Source organism: Micromonospora sp. CA-240977, from assembly GCF_050942285.1.
In the GTDB taxonomy this organism is placed as follows: domain Bacteria; phylum Actinomycetota; class Actinomycetes; order Mycobacteriales; family Micromonosporaceae; genus Micromonospora.
The window spans coordinates 3324795-3345237 of record NZ_CP192055.1 but is presented as its reverse complement, the minus strand read 5'-3'; the positions used below and the strand labels follow the sequence as shown (position 1 = coordinate 3345237).

19 protein-coding genes are annotated in these 20443 nt (G+C 72.5%); 11 read left to right on the top strand and 8 right to left on the bottom strand.

Annotated elements, in window-relative coordinates; all coding sequences use genetic code 11:
* The first annotated feature begins 63 nt into the window (after positions 1–63).
* From ACQPWW_RS15240 to ACQPWW_RS15225, 4 genes are all read left to right on the top strand, one after another.
* A complete protein-coding gene (locus ACQPWW_RS15240; protein WP_433133226.1) occupies positions 64–3210 on the top strand; it encodes an AfsR/SARP family transcriptional regulator in 3147 nt (1048 codons plus the stop codon).
* A 78-nt stretch (positions 3211–3288) separates the two neighbouring features.
* Positions 3289–3423, top strand: a complete 135-nt coding sequence (locus tag ACQPWW_RS15235) for a hypothetical protein (RefSeq protein WP_433133224.1) — start codon at positions 3289–3291, stop codon at positions 3421–3423.
* A 147-nt stretch (positions 3424–3570) separates the two neighbouring features.
* Complete coding sequence (locus tag ACQPWW_RS15230; RefSeq protein ID WP_433133222.1) at positions 3571–5028, top strand: FG-GAP repeat domain-containing protein; 1458 nt, start codon at positions 3571–3573, stop codon at positions 5026–5028.
* 66 nt (positions 5029–5094) lie between these two features.
* Positions 5095–5682 carry a hypothetical protein gene (locus tag ACQPWW_RS15225; protein WP_433133220.1) on the top strand — a complete coding sequence of 196 codons (588 nt, stop codon included), beginning with the start codon at positions 5095–5097 and terminating at the stop codon, positions 5680–5682.
* A 20-nt stretch (positions 5683–5702) separates the two neighbouring features.
* On the opposite strand, the gene rox is transcribed toward ACQPWW_RS15225, so the two are convergent.
* Positions 5703–7130 carry a rifampin monooxygenase gene (gene rox, locus ACQPWW_RS15220; protein ID WP_433133218.1) on the bottom strand — a complete coding sequence of 476 codons (1428 nt, stop codon included), beginning with the start codon at positions 7128–7130 and terminating at the stop codon, positions 5703–5705.
* 354 nt (positions 7131–7484) lie between these two features.
* Between rox and ACQPWW_RS15215 the strand changes: the two genes are divergently transcribed.
* Positions 7485–8135, top strand: a complete 651-nt coding sequence (locus ACQPWW_RS15215) for a flavodoxin family protein (protein WP_433133216.1) — start codon at positions 7485–7487, stop codon at positions 8133–8135.
* Positions 8136–8234: 99 nt separating this feature from the next.
* On the opposite strand, the gene ACQPWW_RS15210 is transcribed toward ACQPWW_RS15215, so the two are convergent.
* On the bottom strand, positions 8235–8726 hold the full coding sequence (locus ACQPWW_RS15210) for a type II toxin-antitoxin system PemK/MazF family toxin (protein WP_030336385.1): 492 nt from the start codon (positions 8724–8726) through the stop codon (positions 8235–8237).
* Positions 8727–8791: 65 nt separating this feature from the next.
* On the opposite strand from ACQPWW_RS15210, the gene ACQPWW_RS15205 reads away from it, so the two are divergent.
* Both ACQPWW_RS15205 and ACQPWW_RS15200 read left to right on the top strand, forming a co-directional pair.
* Positions 8792–9307: an NUDIX hydrolase gene (locus tag ACQPWW_RS15205; RefSeq protein WP_433133213.1), complete on the top strand. Its 516-nt coding sequence runs from the start codon at positions 8792–8794 to the stop codon at positions 9305–9307.
* 26 nt (positions 9308–9333) lie between these two features.
* Positions 9334–10563, top strand: coding sequence for a hypothetical protein (locus ACQPWW_RS15200; RefSeq protein ID WP_433133211.1), 1230 nt, complete (start codon positions 9334–9336; stop codon positions 10561–10563).
* Positions 10564–10700: 137 nt separating this feature from the next.
* Here the strand turns inward: ACQPWW_RS15200 and ACQPWW_RS15195 are convergent, their stop codons facing one another.
* Genes ACQPWW_RS15195 through ACQPWW_RS15175 form a run of 5 tightly spaced genes read right to left on the bottom strand, consistent with a single transcriptional unit; the run spans position 10701 to position 14961 of the window.
* On the bottom strand, positions 10701–11252 hold the full coding sequence (locus ACQPWW_RS15195) for a DUF2267 domain-containing protein (protein WP_433133209.1): 552 nt from the start codon (positions 11250–11252) through the stop codon (positions 10701–10703).
* 42 nt (positions 11253–11294) lie between these two features.
* The gene (locus ACQPWW_RS15190; protein WP_433133207.1) at positions 11295–11693 is read right to left on the bottom strand and encodes an NUDIX hydrolase; all 399 of its coding nucleotides are present in this window, start codon (positions 11691–11693) and stop codon (positions 11295–11297) included.
* Positions 11694–11748: 55 nt separating this feature from the next.
* On the bottom strand, positions 11749–13104 hold the full coding sequence (locus ACQPWW_RS15185; protein WP_433133205.1) for an MGH1-like glycoside hydrolase domain-containing protein: 1356 nt from the start codon (positions 13102–13104) through the stop codon (positions 11749–11751).
* Positions 13101–13922 (bottom strand): TIM barrel protein, encoded by an 822-nt coding sequence (locus ACQPWW_RS15180; protein WP_433133203.1) that lies wholly within the window; start codon positions 13920–13922, stop codon positions 13101–13103. Before ACQPWW_RS15180 ends, ACQPWW_RS15185 begins: the two co-directional genes overlap by 4 nt.
* A gap of 1 nt (position 13923) precedes the next feature.
* The gene (locus ACQPWW_RS15175; protein WP_433133201.1) at positions 13924–14961 is read right to left on the bottom strand and encodes a zinc-dependent alcohol dehydrogenase; all 1038 of its coding nucleotides are present in this window, start codon (positions 14959–14961) and stop codon (positions 13924–13926) included.
* 115 nt (positions 14962–15076) lie between these two features.
* On the opposite strand from ACQPWW_RS15175, the gene ACQPWW_RS15170 reads away from it, so the two are divergent.
* From ACQPWW_RS15170 to ACQPWW_RS15155, 4 genes are read left to right on the top strand one after another with little or no spacing between them, the layout of a single operon-like run.
* Positions 15077–16471 carry an ABC transporter substrate-binding protein gene (locus tag ACQPWW_RS15170; protein WP_433133199.1) on the top strand — a complete coding sequence of 465 codons (1395 nt, stop codon included), beginning with the start codon at positions 15077–15079 and terminating at the stop codon, positions 16469–16471.
* Positions 16468–17427: a carbohydrate ABC transporter permease gene (locus tag ACQPWW_RS15165; protein ID WP_433133197.1), complete on the top strand. Its 960-nt coding sequence runs from the start codon at positions 16468–16470 to the stop codon at positions 17425–17427. Before ACQPWW_RS15170 ends, ACQPWW_RS15165 begins: the two co-directional genes overlap by 4 nt.
* Entirely contained in the window at positions 17427–18293 is an 867-nt protein-coding gene (locus tag ACQPWW_RS15160) for a carbohydrate ABC transporter permease (protein ID WP_433133194.1), read from the top strand. The genes ACQPWW_RS15165 and ACQPWW_RS15160 overlap by 1 nt, the downstream gene beginning before the upstream one ends.
* Positions 18294–18347: 54 nt before the next feature.
* The gene (locus ACQPWW_RS15155) at positions 18348–18953 is read left to right on the top strand and encodes a class I SAM-dependent methyltransferase (protein ID WP_433133192.1); all 606 of its coding nucleotides are present in this window, start codon (positions 18348–18350) and stop codon (positions 18951–18953) included.
* A 35-nt stretch (positions 18954–18988) separates the two neighbouring features.
* On the opposite strand, the gene eccB is transcribed toward ACQPWW_RS15155, so the two are convergent.
* Positions 18989–20365 carry a type VII secretion protein EccB gene (eccB, locus tag ACQPWW_RS15150; protein ID WP_433133190.1) on the bottom strand — a complete coding sequence of 459 codons (1377 nt, stop codon included), beginning with the start codon at positions 20363–20365 and terminating at the stop codon, positions 18989–18991.
* Positions 20366–20443 lie beyond the last annotated feature (78 nt).

Here is a 20443-nt window from a genome sequence, read left to right as displayed (position 1 = left end):
GTCACCCCGATATCGATCAAGAGTTACCCTCATTGCTCGGTGGAGACCTGTCACGGGGGTGATATGGAATTCCGTGTGTTGGGTCCGGTGGAGGCCTTACAGAACGGCCGGCCCGTACCGCTCGGCGGGCAGAAACCGCGCACCCTGCTCGCGGCGCTGCTTGTCGACCACGGCCGGGTCGTGCCGGTCGACCGCCTCATCGACGTCGTCTGGGACACCAGGCCACCGGGCAGCGCCCGGGCCGTGCTCCAGACCTACGTCTCTTCCCTGCGGCAGGTCATCATGCGGGTGGACCCCACCGCGGAGATCGTCACCCGGGCGCCGGGTTACCTGCTCCGGATCGGCCCCGACTCGCTGGACCGCGACGTGTTCGAGCGGTTGCTCGACGAGGGGCGCGCCGCCTCCCAGCAGGACCGGCCCGAGGACGCTGTCGAGCTGCTCCGACTCGCCGCAGGTCTCTGGCAGGGGACCGCGTTGGACGGTGTCCCCAGCGACCTGCTCTCCGGTGAACGGCTCCGACTCGACGAGCTGCGCCTGGTCGCCGCCGAGGAACGGGTGGCCGCCGAGCTCACCCTCGGTCGGGCCGCCGCCGTGAGCGCCGAACTGACCGACCTCGTCCGGCGACACCCGTTCCGGGAACACCTTCGCGGCCAACTCATGGTCGCCCTCACCGCGCTGGGCCGCCGCTCGGAAGCGCTCGCCGTGTACCGCGCCGGACGCGCCGCGCTCGTCGCGGAGATGGGCATCGAACCCGGTCCGGAGCTGCGTGCGCTCCACGATCGGCTGCTACGGGAGGACGAACAAATCGTCACGTCGGGCGACGCGGCACACCGCCCAACGCGCGCCGGGCCCGACGAACGGGCGACGACCGACGCCGGCGAGCCGGCCGGCCACGACGCCGCCGCCGGGCCGACGCCGGGCCGCGCCCGCCCTGCCCAACTTCCACCCGCGCCCGCCGACTTCACCGGGCGTCGCGACGAGATCCGGCAACTGGTCGGTGCCCTGTCCGCGGCCCCGGTGGTCGGCTCCGCACGGGTGCACGCCATCGTCGGCAAGGGTGGCATCGGCAAGTCGACAATCGCGCTGCGCGTGGCGCACGAGGTGGCCGGCCGATATCCGGACGGTCAGCTCTACGCCGACCTGCGCGGCATCAACAACTCCCCCCGCAGCGCGGACGAGGTGCTCAGTCGCTTTCTCCAGGCGTTGGGGATGGCCGCCGTCGCCCTACCCACCACACTTGAGGAACGCACGCAGCAGTTCCGGACGCTCACCGCCACGATGCGGCTGCTGCTGATCCTCGACGACGCGTGCTCCGAGGGGCAGATCCGTCCGCTGCTCCCGGCCGCGTCCGGGTGCGCCGTGCTGATCACCTCGCGGATGCGGCTGGGTGGCATCGCGGGCGTCGGCCTGACCGAGCTCGACATGATGGACCCGCAGGACTCGGTCGACCTGCTGGACCGGGTGGTGGGTGGCGGCCGTACCGCTGAGGAGCTGGGCGCGGCACGACAGATCGTGCAGCACTGCGGCGGGCTGCCGCTGGCGATCCGGGTCGCCGGCGCCCGCCTCGCCGGCCGGCAGCGGTGGCCGTTGCACCTGCTCGCGGCACGGCTCGCCGACGAGAGGCGACGCCTGGACGAGCTGACCGTCGGCGACCAGGAGGTGCGGGCCAGCATCGCGCTGAGCTACCGCACCCTTGATCCCGCGGCGCAGGAGGTGCTGCGCATCCTCGGCCTGCTCGGCCTACCCGACTTCCCGTCCTGGGTGGTGTCCGCGGCGCTCGGCGTCACCGAGGCCGTCGGTGAGGACCTGATCGAGCGGTTGGTCGACGCGCAGCTGGTCGACGTCGTGCGGGTCAGCGAGATCCATCAGCTCCGCTACCGACTGCACGACCTGGTTCGACTCTTCGCCCGCGAGCTGGCCGAGGCCGACGACCCGATCGAGACCCGCCGCCGCCGGGTCAGTGACCTGGGCGCCGCGCTGATCTGGCTGGTGGACGCGGCGGCCGCGGTCAGCCCGTCCGGCGAGTTCGTCGCCCAGCAGCGCCCGGTCATCGCCCAACCGGCCCTTCCCCTGGCGATCGGGCAGGCACTGGCCGAACCGGCGGCGTGGTTCTCCGGCGAGCACGAGGTGCTCGCCGCGATGGTGGCCGTCGCGGCCGGCCTCGACCTCGACCAGCTCGCGTGCGACCTCGCGGCGCTGCTGATGGTGCCCGCCTTCCCGACCGAGAAGCGCTTCGCCGTCTGGACGGCGGCGCACGACGTCGCGCTCGGCGCCGCGCAACGCGCCGACAACCGCTACGGAGAAGCCATCCTCCTCTATGGTCTCGGCGCGCTGCGCAACCTTCAGGACCGCCACGACGAGGCCACCGAATACCTGTGCCGCGCGCTGGAGTCCTTCCGGCGCAGCAAGGACCGCCGGGGCGAGGCCGCCAGTCTGACCGCGCTGGGGTTGACCTGTCGCGAGCGGGGACGCTTCGACGAGTCGCTGCACTTCCTGGACGCCGCCGCCGTCCTGCTGCCGGAGATCGCCGACGACATCGCAGTCGGGTACGTTCACCGCCTGCTCGGCTCGGTCCGCCTCGAGCAGGGTGACAACGCGCGTGCGTCCGATCATTTCCGGCAGGCGCTGGAGGCGTACGGTCGGGCCGGCAGTCGCCGGGGCCTGTCGCTTGTGCAACGCAACCTGTCGATGTGGCACCTGGCTCGGGGTGAGGCCGACGAGGCGCTGGAGACCGCCCGACAGGCCGCGGCCGGGGCGCAGGAGGTCGGCGACCAGTTGCTCACCGGATACTGCCTGCGCACGGTGGCCAAGGCGCTGATCCGGTTGGGGCGCGGCGCGGCGGCGGAGGAGCTGCTGCGAACGGCGCTGGGTGTCAGCATTCGCGCCGGGGACCGCTGGGGTAGGGCGGCGACCCTTGTCGCGCTCGGCGAGCTGCACCTCTGCGAGGGCGACCTGGACGAGGCCGAGCGGCGGATCGGCGAGGCTGTGCGCATCTGGGAGGCGCTGAGCCTGCCACTGGATCGGGCCCACGCCCTGCGCGACCTGGCCCTTGTCGAGCGCGCCCGGGGCCGGCACGAGGCCGCCGCCGCCCTGCGTACCGAGGTGCTTGCCGTCTTCCGTCAGTACGGGGCCTGGCAGCACGCCGAACTGCTCGCCGAACACGACGACGGCGCTCCAGAGATCCTCCAGGATTTACCGACGACCCTCTGAAGGGCGACTGCAGCCGTTCTGTAGCCGGTCACGGGACCTTCCTTGTGCGCAACCCGCGCTCTGAGGAAGGACGATGACATGACCAGGACGACACGGGGGAGGCGGTCCGTCCGCCTCGTCGCCGCGGCACTGGCGGTGGCCGCCGCCGCCACCGACGCCGTCGTCACGCCCCGCACCCGCACCGGCCGGCAGTTCATGACCGCCATCAGCTGAGCGCGGACACCGGCCGTCGGACCAACAGCACCCCGACGGTGTCCATCCGCCGCACGACCCCGCGTCGACAGACGCCGATGGCTGCTGCCCGGCAGCGGTACCCGCTTGCCTCGTACGACTCTCACCACGACACCCCTGGAGATTTCGATGAAGATCCTGAACGCCCCGATCCGGTACGTGACCGCCCTCGCCGTCGGTGCCGCCTTCCTGAGCACCGGCGCGGTGCCCGCCTCCGCCGCGGAGCCGACCCCGACGATCCCGCCGGCGTTCGCGTCAGCCGCAGTGGCGTACCCGACCGCACCCTGCGACCCGAACGGCACCACCGGCGCCGACAGCACGATGGCCACCCAACTCAACGCCCAGCTCCGATCCGACATGCGCGGATACATGAACGCCTACCGCACATCCTGCGCCCGGATGGTGGTGAACGCGGTCAAGGCCCGAGGGCTCACCTCGCGGGCGGCGGTCATCGCGATCGCCACGGTCATCGTGGAAACGCACCTGCAGAACGTCGACGAGGAGCTGGACCACGACAGCCTCGGGCTGTTCCAGCAGCGGGCCTCCTGGGGCTCGGCGGCCGAGCGCCTCAACCCGACCTGGGCCACCAACGCGTTCCTGGGGAAGATGCTGCGGGAGTATCCGAACAACTCGTGGAAGACCGCGCCGATCGGCGAGGTGTGCCAGGCGGTCCAGGTCTCCGCGTATCCCGACCGCTACCAGACCCAGGCGGCCGACGCGCAGATCATCGTGGACGCCCTCTGGACGCCGCCCGCACCCGAGTTGCCGGACATGTTCGGGGTGTCGGGTGACTTCAGCGGCGACGGCAAGGCCGACATCATCGCCCGCAGCGGCAGCGGCGACCTGTGGCTCTACCCCGGCACCGGCAACGCCACCACCGACGCCGTCGTCAGCCTCCCCCGCATCCGCGTCGGGGTCGACTGGGACAACATGACCACCCTCGTCAGCAGCGACTTCACAAACGACGGCAAGGCCGACCTCGTCGCCCGCGACGCCGACGGCGAACTCTGGCTCTACCCCGGCACCGGCACCGCCACCAGCGACGCCGTCGTCAAGCCCCGCACCCGCATCGGCACCGGCTGGAACACCCTGGCCACCATCACCGCCGGCGACTTCACAAACGACGGCAAGGCCGACCTCGTCGCCCGCGACGCCGACGGCATCCTCTGGCTCTACAAGGGCACCGGCACCGCCACCAGCGACGCCGTCGTCACCCTCCCCCGCGTCCGCGTCGGCACCGACTGGCAGAACATGAACGGCCTCACCACCGGCGACTTCACAAACGACGGCAAGGACGACCTCGTCGCCCGCCACGCCACCGGCGAACTCTGGCTCTACCCCGGCACCGGCATCGCCGCCACCGACGGCGTCGTCAAGCCCCGCACCCGCATCGGCACCGGGTGGAGCACCCTCAACGCCATCACCGCCGGCGACTTCACGAACGACGGCAAGGCCGACATCGCCGCCCGCGAGACCGACGGCGAACTGTGGCTCTACCCCGGCACCGGCACCGCCACCACCGACGCCGTCGTCAAGACCCGCACCCGCATCGGCACCGACTGGCAGTTCATGACCGCCATCAGCTGACCACGAACACCGACGAACCGCTCCGGTGGGGCCCTGGGAACGACAGGGTTCCACCGGAGCGCTGGCGTGATTGCGAGACACACCGTGTACGACACGAGCCGGGAGACCGTGCCGCCCCTACTCCGGCACTGGATGGTTGGCGCGGTGGAGTGCGGTGAGCCGCTCATCGACCTGACCGCCGTGCCATCACTGCGACTCCGCCCGACGCGGCGCACGGACCTGCCCGTCCGGCTCCGTCTCGGCGTGGTCGACCGCATCGTCGCCGCCCAGAGCCTGCTGCCGGTCCATCTCCGACTGCTTGTCGTGGACGGCTACCGAACGGCCAGGGCGCAGGCCGGGCACGCCGAGAGCGCCATGCCCGGCCCCCTGGGTCACCACACCGGCGGCGAGGCCGACCTGACGCTCTGCGATCCGCTCGGCCAGGAACTCTGGCTGGGCTCCGCGGTGTACGACATCGACCCGACGGGGACACCACCGGAGCTGACCGTCGAGATCCAGTGTCGACGCCTCCTGCTGCGCCGCGTGCTGTCCACAGTGGGGATGGTCGGCTCGCCGCACGCATGGTGGCACTGGTGCTACGGCAGTCGGGAGTGGGCCGGCGTCACCGGTGCGCGCACGGCCCCGTACCACGACATCGGCACCGCCGAGCCGTGACGACGGCTCCCGCCACCGGTTCAGTTGACGGGTTCGCCGAACCACCGGGGCAGCTGACCCAGCAGGCCCGCCTGGTCGTCGCCGGCCCACGCCACGTGGCCGTCCGGCCGGAGCAGTACACCGGGCACGTCCAGTTCCTCGCTCACGTCGACCACATGGTCGACCCGATCCGCCCAACCGTCGACCGAGAGCCGGCCGGTCCGGTCGAGCAGCAGTCCCCGGCCGGAGTGCATCAGCTCGTAGAGGCGCCCCTGCTTCAGCCGCACATCCCGCAGGTGGCGGCCGAGCAGCGGGTGACCGTCACCGAAGTCGTAGCGGACCCCGATCGCGGTGACCTTCTCGATCAGGTGGCGGTTCACGTCCTCGAAGTCCATCAGCTCCGACAGCAGCTTGCGGACCGATTGCGGACCCGGAGCGGGTGACAGCAACTCCATCTGCGCGCGGGTGTTGTCCAGCACCTCGGCGGCCACCGGGTGCCGTTCGGTGTGGTAGCTGTCCAGCAGCCCGTCGGGCGCCCAGCCGTTGATCTCCGCGGCCAGTTTCCAGCCGAGGTTGAACGCGTCCTGGATGCCGAGGTTGAGCCCCTGTCCGCCGGTGGGCGGGTGGATGTGTGCCGCGTCGCCAGCCAGCAGCACCCGGCCGGTGCGGTAGCGCTCGGCCAGCCGGGTGGCGTCACCGAACCGGGAGAGCCAGCGCGGTGAGTGCACGCCGAAGTCGGTGCCCGCGTACACCCGCAGTTGGTGCTTGAACTCCGCGAGGGTCGGCGGGACCGAACGGTCCTCGGCGACCCCGTCGGCGGGCACGACGACGCGGTAGACACCCTCCCCGAGCGGCCCGACACCGAACCGGAATTGGGTCCTGCGGACCTCGGCCACCACGGCGGCGACCGTCTCCGGCGGGGCGGTCACCGCCATCTCGCCCAGCAGCGTGTCGACCCGGCTGGGCTCACCGGGGAAATCGACGCCGAGCCGCCTGCGCACCGTGCTGCGACCGCCGTCGCAACCGACGAGATAGCGCGCGCGCAGCCGCGTGCCGTCGGCCAGTTCGACTGTCACCCCGTCGTCGTCCTGGCTGAGCCCGACCAGTTCGCAGCCGCGTCGGATCTCCACACCCACGTCGCTGGCGTGCTCGTTCAGCAGACGGTCCGTGCTGGTCTGCGCAATGCCGAGGACGTAGGCGTGGGCGCTGTCCAGCCCACCCGGCGACGGTTTGGCGATGCCGGCGAAGAAGCCACCGACGGGGTGTCGCGTGCCGAGCGCGAGGAACCGCTCCAGCAGGCCGCGCTGGTCCAACACCTCGATGCTGCGCGCGTGCAGGCCGAGCGCACGCACGAACCTGGTCGGCTCCGCGTCCTTCTCCAGCACGAGGGCCTGCACCCCGTGCAGCCGTAGCTCGCTGCCCAGCAGCAGACCCGTCGGGCCGCCGCCAGCAATAATCACGTCAATCATGAAATCCCCCGATTTTCCCAGGTTTGGGATTCGTCAGGAGATTCTGCGGCACATGGGGGGTCTTGCGGCAAGACCCCCCATGCGATATACGTTGGAAGAGGCAAGGGGCGGGTCCGCTCTGTGGAGCACATCCCGCCAGCTCCGCGGCCACCGGACCAACGGGATCAGTTGGGTCCGGGTCGCACAGCCGCTCGAGCGCCACCCGAGTCGCGGTCACGATCCCCGTGGTACGCCGGCAGCACCCGGCGCGACTCGTCGGTCACCGCACCGCGGTCCGGCTGCCGTGATGTTCGTTGCGCCGTTGCCCGGGTATGGGAAGACAGTCACACAGGTCGACGGCCGAAGGGAACCGACGTGGCGACCATTCGCGCCCTCGTGCTCAACTGCACCCTCAAGCCGTCGCCGGCCCCGTCCAGCGCCGAGCAACTCGGTCGGGAGGTGCTGGCCGAGCTGGCCGCGCAGGGCGTCGAGGGCGAGTTGGTCCGGGTGGTCGACCACGGCGTGCGCTTCGGGGTGTCGACGGACGAGGGTGACGGCGACGGCTGGCCGGCGATCCGCGCCAAGCTGCTGGCGGCCCAGGTGCTCATCATCGCCACGCCGATCTGGCTCGGTCAGCCGGCCAGCGTCTGCAAGATGGTCCTCGAACGCCTGGACGCCGAGCTGTCCAAGACCGACGACGCCGGTCGGCTCCGCACCTACGGCAAGGTGGCCGGCGTCGCCGTGGTCGGCAACGAGGACGGCGCGCACCACACGATCGGCGAGGTGCAGCAGGCACTCAACGAGGTCGGGTTCACGGTCCCCGCTGCCGCCGCGACCTACTGGGTCGGCGAGGCTCTGCACAAGGTGGACTACCGCGACGCCGGCCCCAAGCCCGACACCACCGGCCGCACCACGAAGGCCCTGGCACTCAACACCGCGCACCTGGCACGGCTGCTCGCCGACCAGCCCTACCCACCGCCCGACACGCAGGGCGCCGCGGTCGGCCCGAGCAACACGCCGGCCTGATCACACCCGGCCCCGCCGTCCGGCCACGCCGACGGCCTGATGCCCCGCCCGGTCGGCCGACCGCCGGATGCCACGCCCGATCGGCCTACGGCCGCACGGTCAACGCCAGCCGTAGCCCGCGCGCAGCGCCTGCCCGACCCGGTCGAACCGGGGCCGATCCAACACGGCACCCTCGCGGCGGATGCTGTCCTCCCGCATGGTGAGCACCCGGTCCAGCCGGACCCAGCTCGGCCGGTTGTCCCGGTCCCACTCACCCGGCCCGAGCGCGAACCAGTGCCGCTGCCCGTCCCGCTCACTCTGACTGGACAGCATCAGCCCGAACAGCGTCCGGCTGTGCCGCCCGACGACCAGCACCGGCCGGTCCTTGCCCTGCCGGGGGTCGTCCTCGTACGGCACCCACGTCCAGACGATCTCGCCGGGGTCGGCCTGACCGTCCCGCTCCGGGGCGTAGGTCAGCTCCCGTCGTTGCAGGGCGCTCACCTGACGGCGGCGGGCCACCTGCGCGGGTGCCGGCCCGGTACGTCGGGGCGACGGGATCACCGCGCCCACCCGGGAGATACGAGCCGCGACATTCCTCAACAGACCAGCCACGGCGGGCAGCCTACCCGTCGCCACGCCGGCCGTCGGCGTGGGAGTTGCTGCGGCAGACTGGGGCGATGATTGACGTACCCAACGACCTGCCGATCCTCGAACGGCGTGCGGTACGGGTGGTGGTCATCGACCACAGCGATCGGGTGTTGCTGTTCCACACCCACGACCCGGACCATCCCCGGCTGGGCACCTGGTGGGAGCTGCCGGGCGGCGGCATGGACCCCGGGGAGACCTACCGCGACACCGCAGTGCGCGAGCTGCGCGAGGAGACCGGCATCGTGGTCGCCAGCGACCAGGTGGGCGCGCCGACCTGGCGACGGCGGGCAAGCTTCCTGCACCGTCAGGTGCGGCACGTCCAGGACGAGGTGGTCGTCACCGTACGGCTGGCGGGCCCCGGCCCGGACGTGGACGAGGCGCATCGCCTCGACTACGAGCGGGAGGACTACTTCGGCTTCCGTTGGTGGCCGCTGCCGGAGGTGGTGGCCAGCCCGGACCGGTTCTACCCCGGCCAACTCCCCCGGCTGATCACGCCCTTCCTGGCCGGCGAGGAGATCGACGAGCCGTTCGAGCTGTGGTCGTGAGCCGGCCCGGCGGGCAGAGTGGGGGGATGACGACCGATCCGCACGGGCCGCTCGCCGCGTACGCCGCGCGGTTGCACGCCACGATCGGCGACCGGCACCACGTCGCCTCCCCGCTCGGCGCCTGGCTGCTGCTCGCGGTCTGCGCCACCGCCGCCGACTCCGACCCGGCCGCCGAGGACCTGGCTCGCGCTCTGGGCACCGACCTGGCCAGCGCGGCGGAGGTCGCCCGAACGTTACTGGAGGCGCCGCATCCGCTCGTCGCGTCCGCCACCGCGCTCTGGCAGCGGGCGGGCCAGGGTGGCGGTGGGTCGACCGGTTGGCGGGCCGGCCTGCCCACGACGACCGAGGTCGGCGCCCTGCCCGACCAGGCGGGGTTGGACGCCTGGGCGCGCGAGCACACCGACGGCCTGATCGACACGTTCCCGCTGAAGGTCGGCCCGGATGTGGTCTTCGCCCTGGCCAGCGCGCTGGCCACCCGAATCTCCTGGGCGACCCCGTTCGACAGCGCCGATGCCCGCGCGCTCGGTACCGGCAGCGCCTGGTCGCGCCGGCTACGCCAGGTGCTGCGCAGCCCGGGCCAGGGCCACCGGTGCGCCATCGTGTCCAGCAATCGGGTCGGTGACGTGATCGTGCACGCCGCACCGGCCCAGAGCAGCGACGGCGCGGGGCTCGTCGTCCTCTCGGTGGCCGCCGCACCGCAGGTGTCGCCCGCCGAGGTGCTGGCCGTCGCGTACGACCTCGGTGCCGGCGCGGCCGACGGCACGCCGCCTTCCGGCAGCCGGTCGCTGTTCGACCTGCCGCTCGGCGAGACTCCGCTGTGGACGCTGAGCGAGGAGCGGGTCCGGACCCGGGCCCGCGACGGCCGCGAGGAGCGGCACACGGCGGTGCTCCCCTGCTGGTCGGCCCGGAGCGAGCACGACCTGAGCGCTCCGGCGCTGGGCTTTCCAGCGGCCACGGCGGCGCTGGCGAGGGCGCTGGCCCAACCCGTGCAGGGCTTCGAGGCACGACAGACGGCGCTGGCCCGGTACGACCGGTACGGCTTCGAGGCGGCCGCGGTGACCGGGATGTTCGGGGTGGTCAGCCTGCCGCCGGAGGGCGTGGCACGCACCGCGGAGCTGCGCTTCGGCCACCCGTACGCCGTGCTGGCCGTCGCCACCGACACCCGGCCGGACGGGACCACCGGGCCGTGGCACGGGGTGCCGGTGTTCTCCGCCTGGATCACCGACCCGGAGGAGCTGCCCGACTCCGCGACGTGAGCTCCGCCCGTCGCGACGAGCCGGCTTGATCGGCTCGGGTTCACGGAAAGCGGGGTGTCCCGCCCTCTGCGACACCCCGACGTCAACGAACGCGAGTGGATCTCGCCCCGGACCGGACGGCGCGGGGCGGGGCGGGTTTAGGGCAGGTATCGCACGGCTCCGCCGTCGCCGTCGCGCGGCAGTCGCGCCACCAGTTGCCGGAACTCCCGGACCGTCATCGCCGCACGTAACGTGCTGAAGACCGCCCCGGTTCCCGCTCGGGCGGTGGCCGGGTCCACTCCGGCGCGCTCTCCCACCCGGCGCAGGAACTCCGCCGGACCGGCGTCCGGCGCAGGAGGAACCGCGGCGCCACCGACATCGAGCCCCACCCCGGTGTCCAGCCCGTCCAGGCCGCCATCGGGTCCGCCGACACCGGCCGGATCCGGGGCAGAGCCGACCGCCCCAGCTCGATCCGGGGCCGCGCCGGTCAGATCCGGGGCCGGGCCGGTCAGATCCGGGGCCGGGCCGGTCAGGTAGCCGTCGACCTCGTTCGGCAGGTGTCCGACGAGGTCGTCGGGCGCGCCGCCGGTCACCCGCTCGGCCAACGTCTGGAGTACGGCGCGGGCGAGCGCGGCGGCCTGCTCGGACGGCAGGCCGGACCGGCGGGACACCGCGTCGATGAAGTACGGGAACCCGTCGCGGTCGGTCACGTCCGGGCGGTTACCCCGGGCCGGCCGGGACAAACTGCGCCGTCAGCGCAGCAGGTCCTCGGCCAGCAGGTGGTCGAAGATGAGGTGGTCGACAGGTGAGGTGCGGTGCCGGTCGGCGTAGCCGAGCCAGGCCATCTCGGCGATCTCGCTGGCCGGCCGCAGCAGTCCCCGGTACCCGGCCCGGTAGCAGGTCATTCGCACTGTGACACCACCCGCGTGCCCGTGCGCCTGGGCGGTGAAGGTGCCCAGGTGCACCGCGTGGTGCACGTCCACCTCGACGCTCAACTCCTCGTCGATCTCCCGGCGCAGGGTCTCCAGGTCGGTCTCCCCCGGCTCGCGCTTGCCGCCCGGCAGGTACCAGACATCCTTGCCGGCCGACCGGGTGCTCAGCACCCGCCCGTCCTCGATGAGGATCCAGGCCACCTTGTCGATCTCGCGCACGCCGCCCCCTCCGGTCGAAGATCCGGCACGCTACCAGCCGGTGGCCGCCGCACGGTCAGTCGGCCAGCAGGTCGAGCAGCAGCGCGGCGGTCCAGCTGAACGCCGGCGAGCCCAGCCCGGCGCCGGTGTCCGGGTGGAAGTACTCGTGGCAGCCGGCCCCGCCGACCAGGTCGATCATCGAGCGGCGCAGCCCGGCGGCCAGCTCCGGGTGCCCGTGCGCGAGCAGCCCGCGCCGGACCAGCCAACCGATGTTCAGCCAACTCGGCCCACGCCAGTAGCGCAAGGGCTCGAAGTCGCGCGCGGTGCGGTCGTAGGTGGGCAACGGCCGGTCCATGCGCCGGGCAACGCCGAACCGCGCCGACCGGGCCTCGACGACCAGCGCGTCGGCCTGCCGCGCGGGCAGGTCGGGCAGGATCAGTGGCGTCAGGCCGAGCACGGTACGGGCGCTGACCAGCCGGTCGGTGCGCAGGTCACGGGGCTGGAACGTCCCGGTGCCGTGGTCCCAGAGCCGTCGTAGCAGCGCCTCGGTGATCTGGACCGCGCGGGCCCGGTGCGGCCCCGGGTCGGCGCCGACCAGCACGGCGATCTCGGCGAGGGCGTGTTCGGCGGACCCGAACGCCGCGTTGAACAGCGGGCACTCCACAAGGAACGGGTGACCGTCGGCGAGCCGGCGGTCGGAGTAGCAGTGGTCCCGGTAGGCCGCGACGATCGCCAGGTAGCGCGCGTAGTCCAGGTCGGTGGGGCGGTGCGCGGCGTCGGCGTGCGCGGTGTCGTGCCGACGGTACGCGCGCATGACGGTCGCCTCCGCCGCCACTGCGGCCATCGGCTCGTCCCAGGCCGGGCTGTTGTCCAACCCGGACTCCCACGGGTGCACGATGCAGACCAGCCCGTCACCGGCCACGTCCCGCCGCGTCGCCAGGTAGCGCTGCTGGGCGACCAGCGCGGGATAGAGCCGGCGCAGCGCGGCCAGCCCGGCGGGGTCCGGCGCCCGCCGGTACGCCAGCCACGCGGCGAGCGCGTGCACCGGTGGCTGGACCAGGCCGGAGGTGTCCACGGCGGGTGTGCCCGCGACGCTCGCCGAGCGCCACAGCTCCGGCCCCGGGAAGTACGTGCCGACCCGCATCGCCGGGTTGAACACGATGTGCGGCACCCGCCCGTCGGCCCACTGCGCCCGGAAGAGGCTCGCCAGCTCCCGCCAGGCGCGCTCGGGGCGGACCTGGGCCAGCCCGACCGCGATGAACGCGGAGTCCCAGCTCCACTGGTGCGGGTAGAGGGTGCGCGAGGGCACCGTGTGGTCGCGTTCCCAGTTGGCGTCGAGGGTGTCGACGGCGAGCTGGCGCAGCCCGGCACCGTCGACCGGCCCACCGGTGCGGGCGGGGTCGGCGTCGGCTGTCAGCCCTCCGGCGGTCACGCGGCGGCCTCCCGGGGCAGCGCGTGTCGCAGGACCGTCGCGGCCTGTTGCAGCGCCCGGACCGGGTCTCCGCGCAGCCGGCATTCCAGGGCCAGCCAGCCCCGGTAGTCCAGTTCCAGCAGGGTACGCACCAGTGCCGGCCAGTCCAGGTGCCCGGCGCCGGGCTGGAACCTGTTCGAGTCGCTGACCTGCACGTGCCCGAGGTAGGGGGCGGCGGCACGCAGCGCGCGGTGCATGTCGTCCTCCTCGATGTTCATGTGGAAGGTGTCGGCGACCACCCGGACCGACGGCATCCCGACGGCGGCGCAGAGCGCGACCGCCTCGTCGAGACGGTTGACCATGTGGTCCTCGTACCGGTTGAGGGGTTCGAGGAAGAGGGTGACCCCCTCGGCCCTGGCGTGTTCGCCCAGCTCGCCGAGGGCGTCGAGGAGGACCTGCCGGTCGCCGGCCGGCGGACGCGGCGGCTCGAACGGTGGTAGCCGTCGGGAGAACATCCCCCAGGCCGCCGGGGTCAGCACGCCGACGCCGCCCACCTCGGCGATCACCGAGAGCTGCGAGCGCAGGTTGCGGACGGCGTCGGCGGAGCGGGCCGGGTCGAAGTCGCCGATGAAGTGGTCCATCTCGACGCAGACGGTGGGCAGCACTGCCCCGTCGGCGCGGGCCCGGCGCAGCTCCGGCAATCGGCGGGCGAAGGCGAGGTCACCGCGCCCGCGTAACTCGATGCCCTGGTAGCCGAGGGCGGTCGCGAGCGCGTACTTCTGGGTCAGGTCGGTGCCCGGCAGGAGTTGTTCCTGGCAGGCCAGCGCGATGGTGGTCATTTCAGAACCTCAACACCACTTGGAGGACGTCACCGGCGCCGCGGTCGAGCAGCGCGAGGGCGTCGGCGACGGCGCTGGCGTCGACGATGTGGCTGACCAGCGGCATCGGGTCGAGGCTGTGCTCAGCCACCAGATCCATGAAGGTCTGCGCCACCCGGTCTCCGGTCCACCGGCCGGCCATGCTCGGCGCGGGGGTGGGCCCGGAGACCTGGGCGGCCACCAGCTGGATGCGGTTGTGGTGGAACTCCTCGCCGAGGCCGAGCGCGTCGGCCTGGCCCTGGTAGAAGCCGGCGGCCACGACCCGGCCGGCGTGCGCGGTGGACCGGATGGCCTCGTGCAGCGCCGGGTACGCGCCGGACAGCTCCAGGCAGACGTCCGCGCCCCGGCCGCCGGTGGCCCGGCGCAGCACGGCCGCGGCGGATTCCGCGCGGGCGTCCACTGTGGCTCTCGCGCCGTAGCGGGCGGCGTGGGCCAACCGACCGGGCACCGGATCGACTGCCACCACCCGGGCGCCGGAGAGCACGGCGAGTCGGGTGGCGAGCAGCCCGATGACGCCCTGCCCGAAGACGCCGACCCAGTCACCGAGGTGCAGGTCACCGGCGAGCACCGCGGTCAGCGCGATGGCGCCGGGCCGGGCGAAGACGGCGGCGAGCGGGTCCAGCCCGGCGGGGAGTGGACGGACCGCGTCGGCGGTGAGCACCGCCTCGGCCCGGTGACCCCAGATGCCCCAGACGAGCTGCCCGGGGTGCCGGTCGGTGACCTCCGGGGCCACCTCGATGATCTCGCCGACCTCTTCGTAGCCGAAGCCGATCAGCGGGTAGGGAACCGGGGTCTGGCGGGGGACGAACATCCGGGCGGTGTCGTCCCAGTCCTTGCTGAGCCGGGGATTGCTGCCCCGGTAGAGGGTCAGCTCGGTGCCGGCGGAGATGCCCGAGTAGCAGGTGCGGACCCGGACCTGGCCGGGGCCGAGCGGATCCGGTGGGCAGGGCTCGAGGCTGATCCGTCGAGGCCCGGCGAGAGAGACGACCCAGTTGCCCATGTGTCACATCCCGGTAGCACTGGGCTCCAGGATAGCAAAAAATCGCCATATGTCTTGTCATTGATCTATCGATGGTGTTGAATCCGGCATGTACCCTTCGAGAGGAGTGCCACCGATGTCAGCACCTCCGAGGCGGATACTCGCCACCACCCTGATCCTGGCACTGGCAACGTCCACCCTGCTGGCCTGCGGAGACGACGAACCGGACAGCAACAGCAAAAAGATCACCGTCTGGAGCCTGGAAGACGTCGCCGATCGGGTGACCGCCACCAAGGCGATCATCGCCGACTTCACCGCCAGGACGGGGATCCAGGTCGACCTCGTGACCGTCAACGAGGACCAGTTCCCCTCCCTGATCGCCGCCAACGCCGCCGCCGGCGACCTGCCCGACGTGGTCGGCTCGGTCTCCCTCGCCGGCATCCGTACGCTCGCCGGCAACGAGCTGCTGCACGCCTCGGCGAACGCCGAGGTCGTCGACAAGCTGGGCAGGCAGACGTTCTCGCCCCGGGCGTTGGAGCTGACCTCCGACGACGGCAAGCAGCTCTCCGTCCCCAGTGACGGGTGGGGGCAGCTGCTCGTCTACCGCAAGGACCTGTTCGCCGCCGCCGGCCTGCCCGCACCGGACACGTACGAGCGGATCACCGACGCCGCGACGAAACTCAACACCGGCGGCGTCGCCGGGATCACCGCGGCCACCTCCGCCAGCGACGTGTTCACCCAGCAGACATTCGAGCACCTGGCCCTTGCCAACGGCTGCCAACTCACCGACGACTCCGGGAAGGTCACCCTCGACTCGCCCCAGTGCGTGGAGGCGATCCGCTTCTACGGCGACCTGATCCGCACCAGCTCGGTCAAGGGCGCCCAGGACGTCGACACCACCCGGGCCACCTACTTCGCCGGCAAGGCGGCCATGGTCATCTGGTCGCCGTTCATCCTCGACGAGCTGGCCGGGCTCCGCAACGACGCCAAGCCGACCTGCCCGCAGTGTCAGAGCGACCCGGCGTTCCTCGCGATGAACAGCGGCTTCGTCACCGCGATCAAGGGCCCGAACGGCACCGAGCCGGCACAGTACGGCGAGATCAGCTCGTGGGCGGTGCTCGACGGCGCGGTGAGCGACCCCGCGAAGTCCTTCGTGGAGTACATGCTCAGCGACGGCTACCCGCGCTGGTTCGGCATGTCCCCCGAGGGCCGCTTCCCGGTGCGCAAGGGCACCACGGCCGAGCCCGAGGCGTACCTGACGGCGTGGAACACCAGCCAGGCCGGGGTGGACGTGAAGAAACCGCTCGCCGAGGTGTTCGGCGAGGAGGTGCTGGCCACGCTGCGCCGCAGCCCGGACACCTTCCAGCGGTGGGGGCTCACCCAGGGGCAGGGCAAGCTGGTCGGCGCCATGCTCGGTGAGCTGCCGGTGCCCAAGGCGCTGACCGACGTCTACTCCGGCAAGTCCGACGCCGCGGCCGCCGCCGGCCGGGCCAAGAAGGACGTCGAGGCCATCAAGGCGGGCGTCAATTGACCACCACCGCGCCCGAGACCGGCCGCTCCCCCGGCGGGGAGCGGCCGGGACGGGCCGACCGCCGTCGCCCACTGACCCTGCGCCGCCGCGAGTCCCGGGCCGGGCTCGCGCTCGTCGCACCGACCCTGCTCGTCACCATCGCGGTCATCGGCATCCCGATCGTGTGGACCGTGGTGCTCGCCTTCCAGCGGGTCCGGCTCGCCACGTTGCGCAAGACCGGCTTGTTCGGCGACTTCACGATCGACAACTTCGACCGGGTGCTGCACACCCCCGGCTTCGCCGAGACGCTGTGGGTCACGCTGATCTACAGCATCGGTGGCACCGTCGGGTCGATAGTGCTCGGTCTGGTGGCCGCGCTGGTGGTCCGCCGGCCGTTCCGGGGCCGCACGCTGGTCCGGGCGTCCATGCTGCTGCCGTACGTGGCGCCGGTGGTCGCTGTGACGTTCGTGTGGCAGGTGATGCTCGACCCCCAGCTCGGCATCGTCAACGCGTGGGGCCAACGCCTGCTGGGCTGGGACGCCCCGGTGCCGTTCCTGTCCCAGGAGTCGACAGCGCTGACCACTGTCATCGCCTTCGAGGCGTGGCGGTACTTCCCGTTCGCGTTCCTGTTCCTGCTGGCCCGGCTCCAGGCGGTGCCCGGCGACCTGGAGGAGGCCGCCCGGGTCGACGGCGCCACCCCCACCCAACGGTTCCGGCACATCCTGCTGCCCCAACTGCTGCCGGTGATCGCCCTGCTCGGCGTGCTGCGCTTCATCATGACGTTCAACAAGTTCGACGACGTCTACCTGCTCACCGGTGGCGCGGCCGGCACCGAGGTGGTCAGCGTGCGGGTGTACGAGTTCCTCACCGCCCGCACCGACATCGGCGCGGCCTCCGCGCAGGCGGTCGTGCTGGCCGTGGTGCTCATCGTGTTCGTGCTGATCTATCTGCGCTTCTTCGGACGGAGGGCCGGCTGATGGACCGCGACGTGGTCGAGACGGTGAGCCTGCGTTGGCTGCGCCGCCTGGTGATCGCCGTGTTCCTGGTGGTCACCGTCTTCCCCTTCTACTACATGCTGGTGCTCTCGGTACGCCCCATCGAGCAGCTGCTGCTCGACCCCGGCAAGCTGGTGGTCGGCTTCGGTGAGCTGACAGTGGGGACGTACGCCGAGGTCCTGAAGGCCACCGACGACGGGGGCCAGGGGTTCCTCACCTTCATCCGCAACAGCGGGGTGGTGGCGGTCGCGGCGACGGTGCTCACCCTGGTGGTGGCGATCCCCGGCGCGTACGCGGTGGCCCGGCTACGGTTCTTCGGCCGGCGGCAGGTCGACTTCCTGTTCCTGGCGGTCTACCTGTTTCCGTCGATCGTCATCGCGATCCCCCTGTTCGTGGTGTTCAGCCTTGCCGAGCTGCGCGGCTCGCTGTTCGGCCTGGTGCTTGTCTACATCTCGCAGACGCTGCCGGTGTCGGTCTACATGCTGCGCAACTACTTCGAGACCATCCCGGTGAGCCTGGAGGAGTCCGCGGCCATCGACGGCGCCGGTCGGCTCGGCATCATCCGCCGCGTCAGCCTGCCCCTCGCCCTGCCGTCGATCATGGCGGTCGCGCTGTACGACTTCATGATCGCCTGGAACGAGTTCCTCTTCGCGCTGCTGTTCCTGATCGACAAGCCCGACCGGTGGACGGTGTCGCTGGGGCTGTCCCTGCTCGCCGACGGGGTGGAGGTGCCCAAGACGGTGCTGATGGCCGGGTCGGTAGTGCTCACCCTCCCCATCGTGATCCTCTTCTTCGCCAGCGAGCGGCTGCTCACCGAGGGGCTGACCAGCGGCGCGGAGAAGGGATGATGGTCTCCTCCGGGTCCCCGACCGCATCCGCACCGGCCCGGTTACGGTGGCCACATGGCCAACCCGACCCGCTGGGCGACCGACACCGGCCCCGAGCACTCACAGTGGTATATCGACAGGTTCCGCAAGCTCGCCGCCGAGGGCGAGGACCTGGCCGGCGAGGCCCGCCTGGTGGACACGCTTGTCGCGCCCGGCTCCCGGATCCTCGACGCCGGCAGCGGCACCGGCCGGGTCGGCGCCGCGTTGGCCGAGCGTGGCCACACGGTGGTGGGAGTGGACGCCGACCCGATGCTTGTCGACGCCGCCCGCGCCGACCATCCCGGCCCGACGTGGCTGGTCGCCGACCTGGCCGAGCTGGACCTGCCGGCGCTGGGTGAGGCGGAGCCGTTCGACGCGGCGGTGCTGGCCGGCAACGTCCTCGCGTTCGTCGCCGTCGGCACCGAACCGGAGGTGCTGCGCCGGGTCGCCGCACACCTGCGCCCCGACGGTGTGCTGACCGTGGGCTTCGGCACCGAGCGGGGTTACCCCCTTACCGCGTTCGACGCCGACGCGGTGGCCGCCGGGCTGCGCGTGGAGCACCGCTTCGCCACCTGGGACCTGCGCCCGTGGCGCGACGACGCGCCGTTCGCGGTGAGCATCCTGCGCCGCCCGGCCGACTGACACCCGACCCGACCCGGCCCCGGTCGGGCGTCACCTCAGTCGGGGGCGGCGACGGCGCGAGCGGCGGCCGGGTCGAGGGTGGCGCCGGCGGGCACCAGGCTGACCAGCCCGGCGGGCAGCCGCAGCGGGCGCACGTCGCGGTAACCGAGCATCGGGAGCACGTCCCGGTTGGCCAGCACGTAGCGTCGGCCCAGGTCGGTGACCACCGAGACCGCGCCGCCGGCCGCGCCGGGCGCCGCGGCGGCCTCGACCACCGCGCCGCGACCCGGCTCCACCACCACGTGGTCGGCCAGCACCGCACCGCCACCGGGCACGGTCCGCGGCGTGGCCGCCAGGTCCCGCAGCCGTACGCCCCAGCGCACCTCGGCAACCCCGCCGTCGTCGGCGACCCGGGTGCAGAGGGCGCCGTCGTCAGCCGCCGCGAGCCGGGGCGGGGTCGGCGGTGGGGCGTTCGCACCGCTCGGCGCGAGGTCGGGCACCGTGGGCAGCGCGGCGAAGCGACCCAACGTCATCGGGGCCGGCTCACCCTGACCGGTGCGCGCCAGCAGCAGCCCGGCCTGCAACTCGGTGATGCCGGCCACGCCGGCGTCGACGGCGACCGCGTACTGCCGGCCGCCACCGGAGTTGCTCACCAGGTAGACAGTGCCGATCGCGGCGCCCGCCACCCGGGTGGCGGGCTGACCCAGCCCGGGCAGGTCGAGTGGGGCGAGGTCGGCGCCGGCGGGCAGTGAGTTGAGCAGGGCGGGCGCCACCTCCACCGCCTGCGCCCGGGTGGTGGCGAGCGCCGCCAGCACCCGGCTGGGATCGCGGACCAGGTAGCGCCGCTGGTGCCAGACCAGGTGCAGCCCGCCGTCGGGGTGCCGCAGCAGCAACGCCTCGTCGCCCAGCGGCCGGCCGCCCTCGGGCTCGGTGCCGATCAGCAGCGCGGAGCGGGGCGCCTCGCCGGCCGGCGTCGTCGAGCAGACGGTCCACGCCGCCGTGGCCAGCCGGCCGGGAGCGGGCAGCGAGTCGGGCGCGTCGGCGATGCCCAGCGGCAGCCCGCGCGGCACGCCGTCGATCGTGCGTCGGGAGACCAGCACGGTCTTGGACTGGTCCGCGCCGACGATCAGCAGCGCGGAGGCGTAGTTGAGCACCGGGTGCAGCTTCTGCTCGCGGTAGACGAACCGGGCGCCGGACTCCTTCTCCACGATCACCGCGCCCGGGTCACGCCAACCCTTGCCGCCCCCGGCGAACAGGCCGTAGAGCGCGAAGCCGCCGAGCCCGATCGCCGCGACCAGGACGCTGGCCAGGCCGGCGCCGGCCAGCCGCCGAAACGGCGACTGCGCGGGGTCGGTTTCCCGCATGACCAGAGCGGCGACCGCCCGCTGGACGCTGAACTGGTAGGAGTGCAGCTGGTCCTGCCGCGACGGCATGAGGTCCCTTCCGGTGGATCGGCCGGGGCACAGAATATGCGTTGCGTCGATGTCTCGGGACCCTGCGTGTCCGGCACG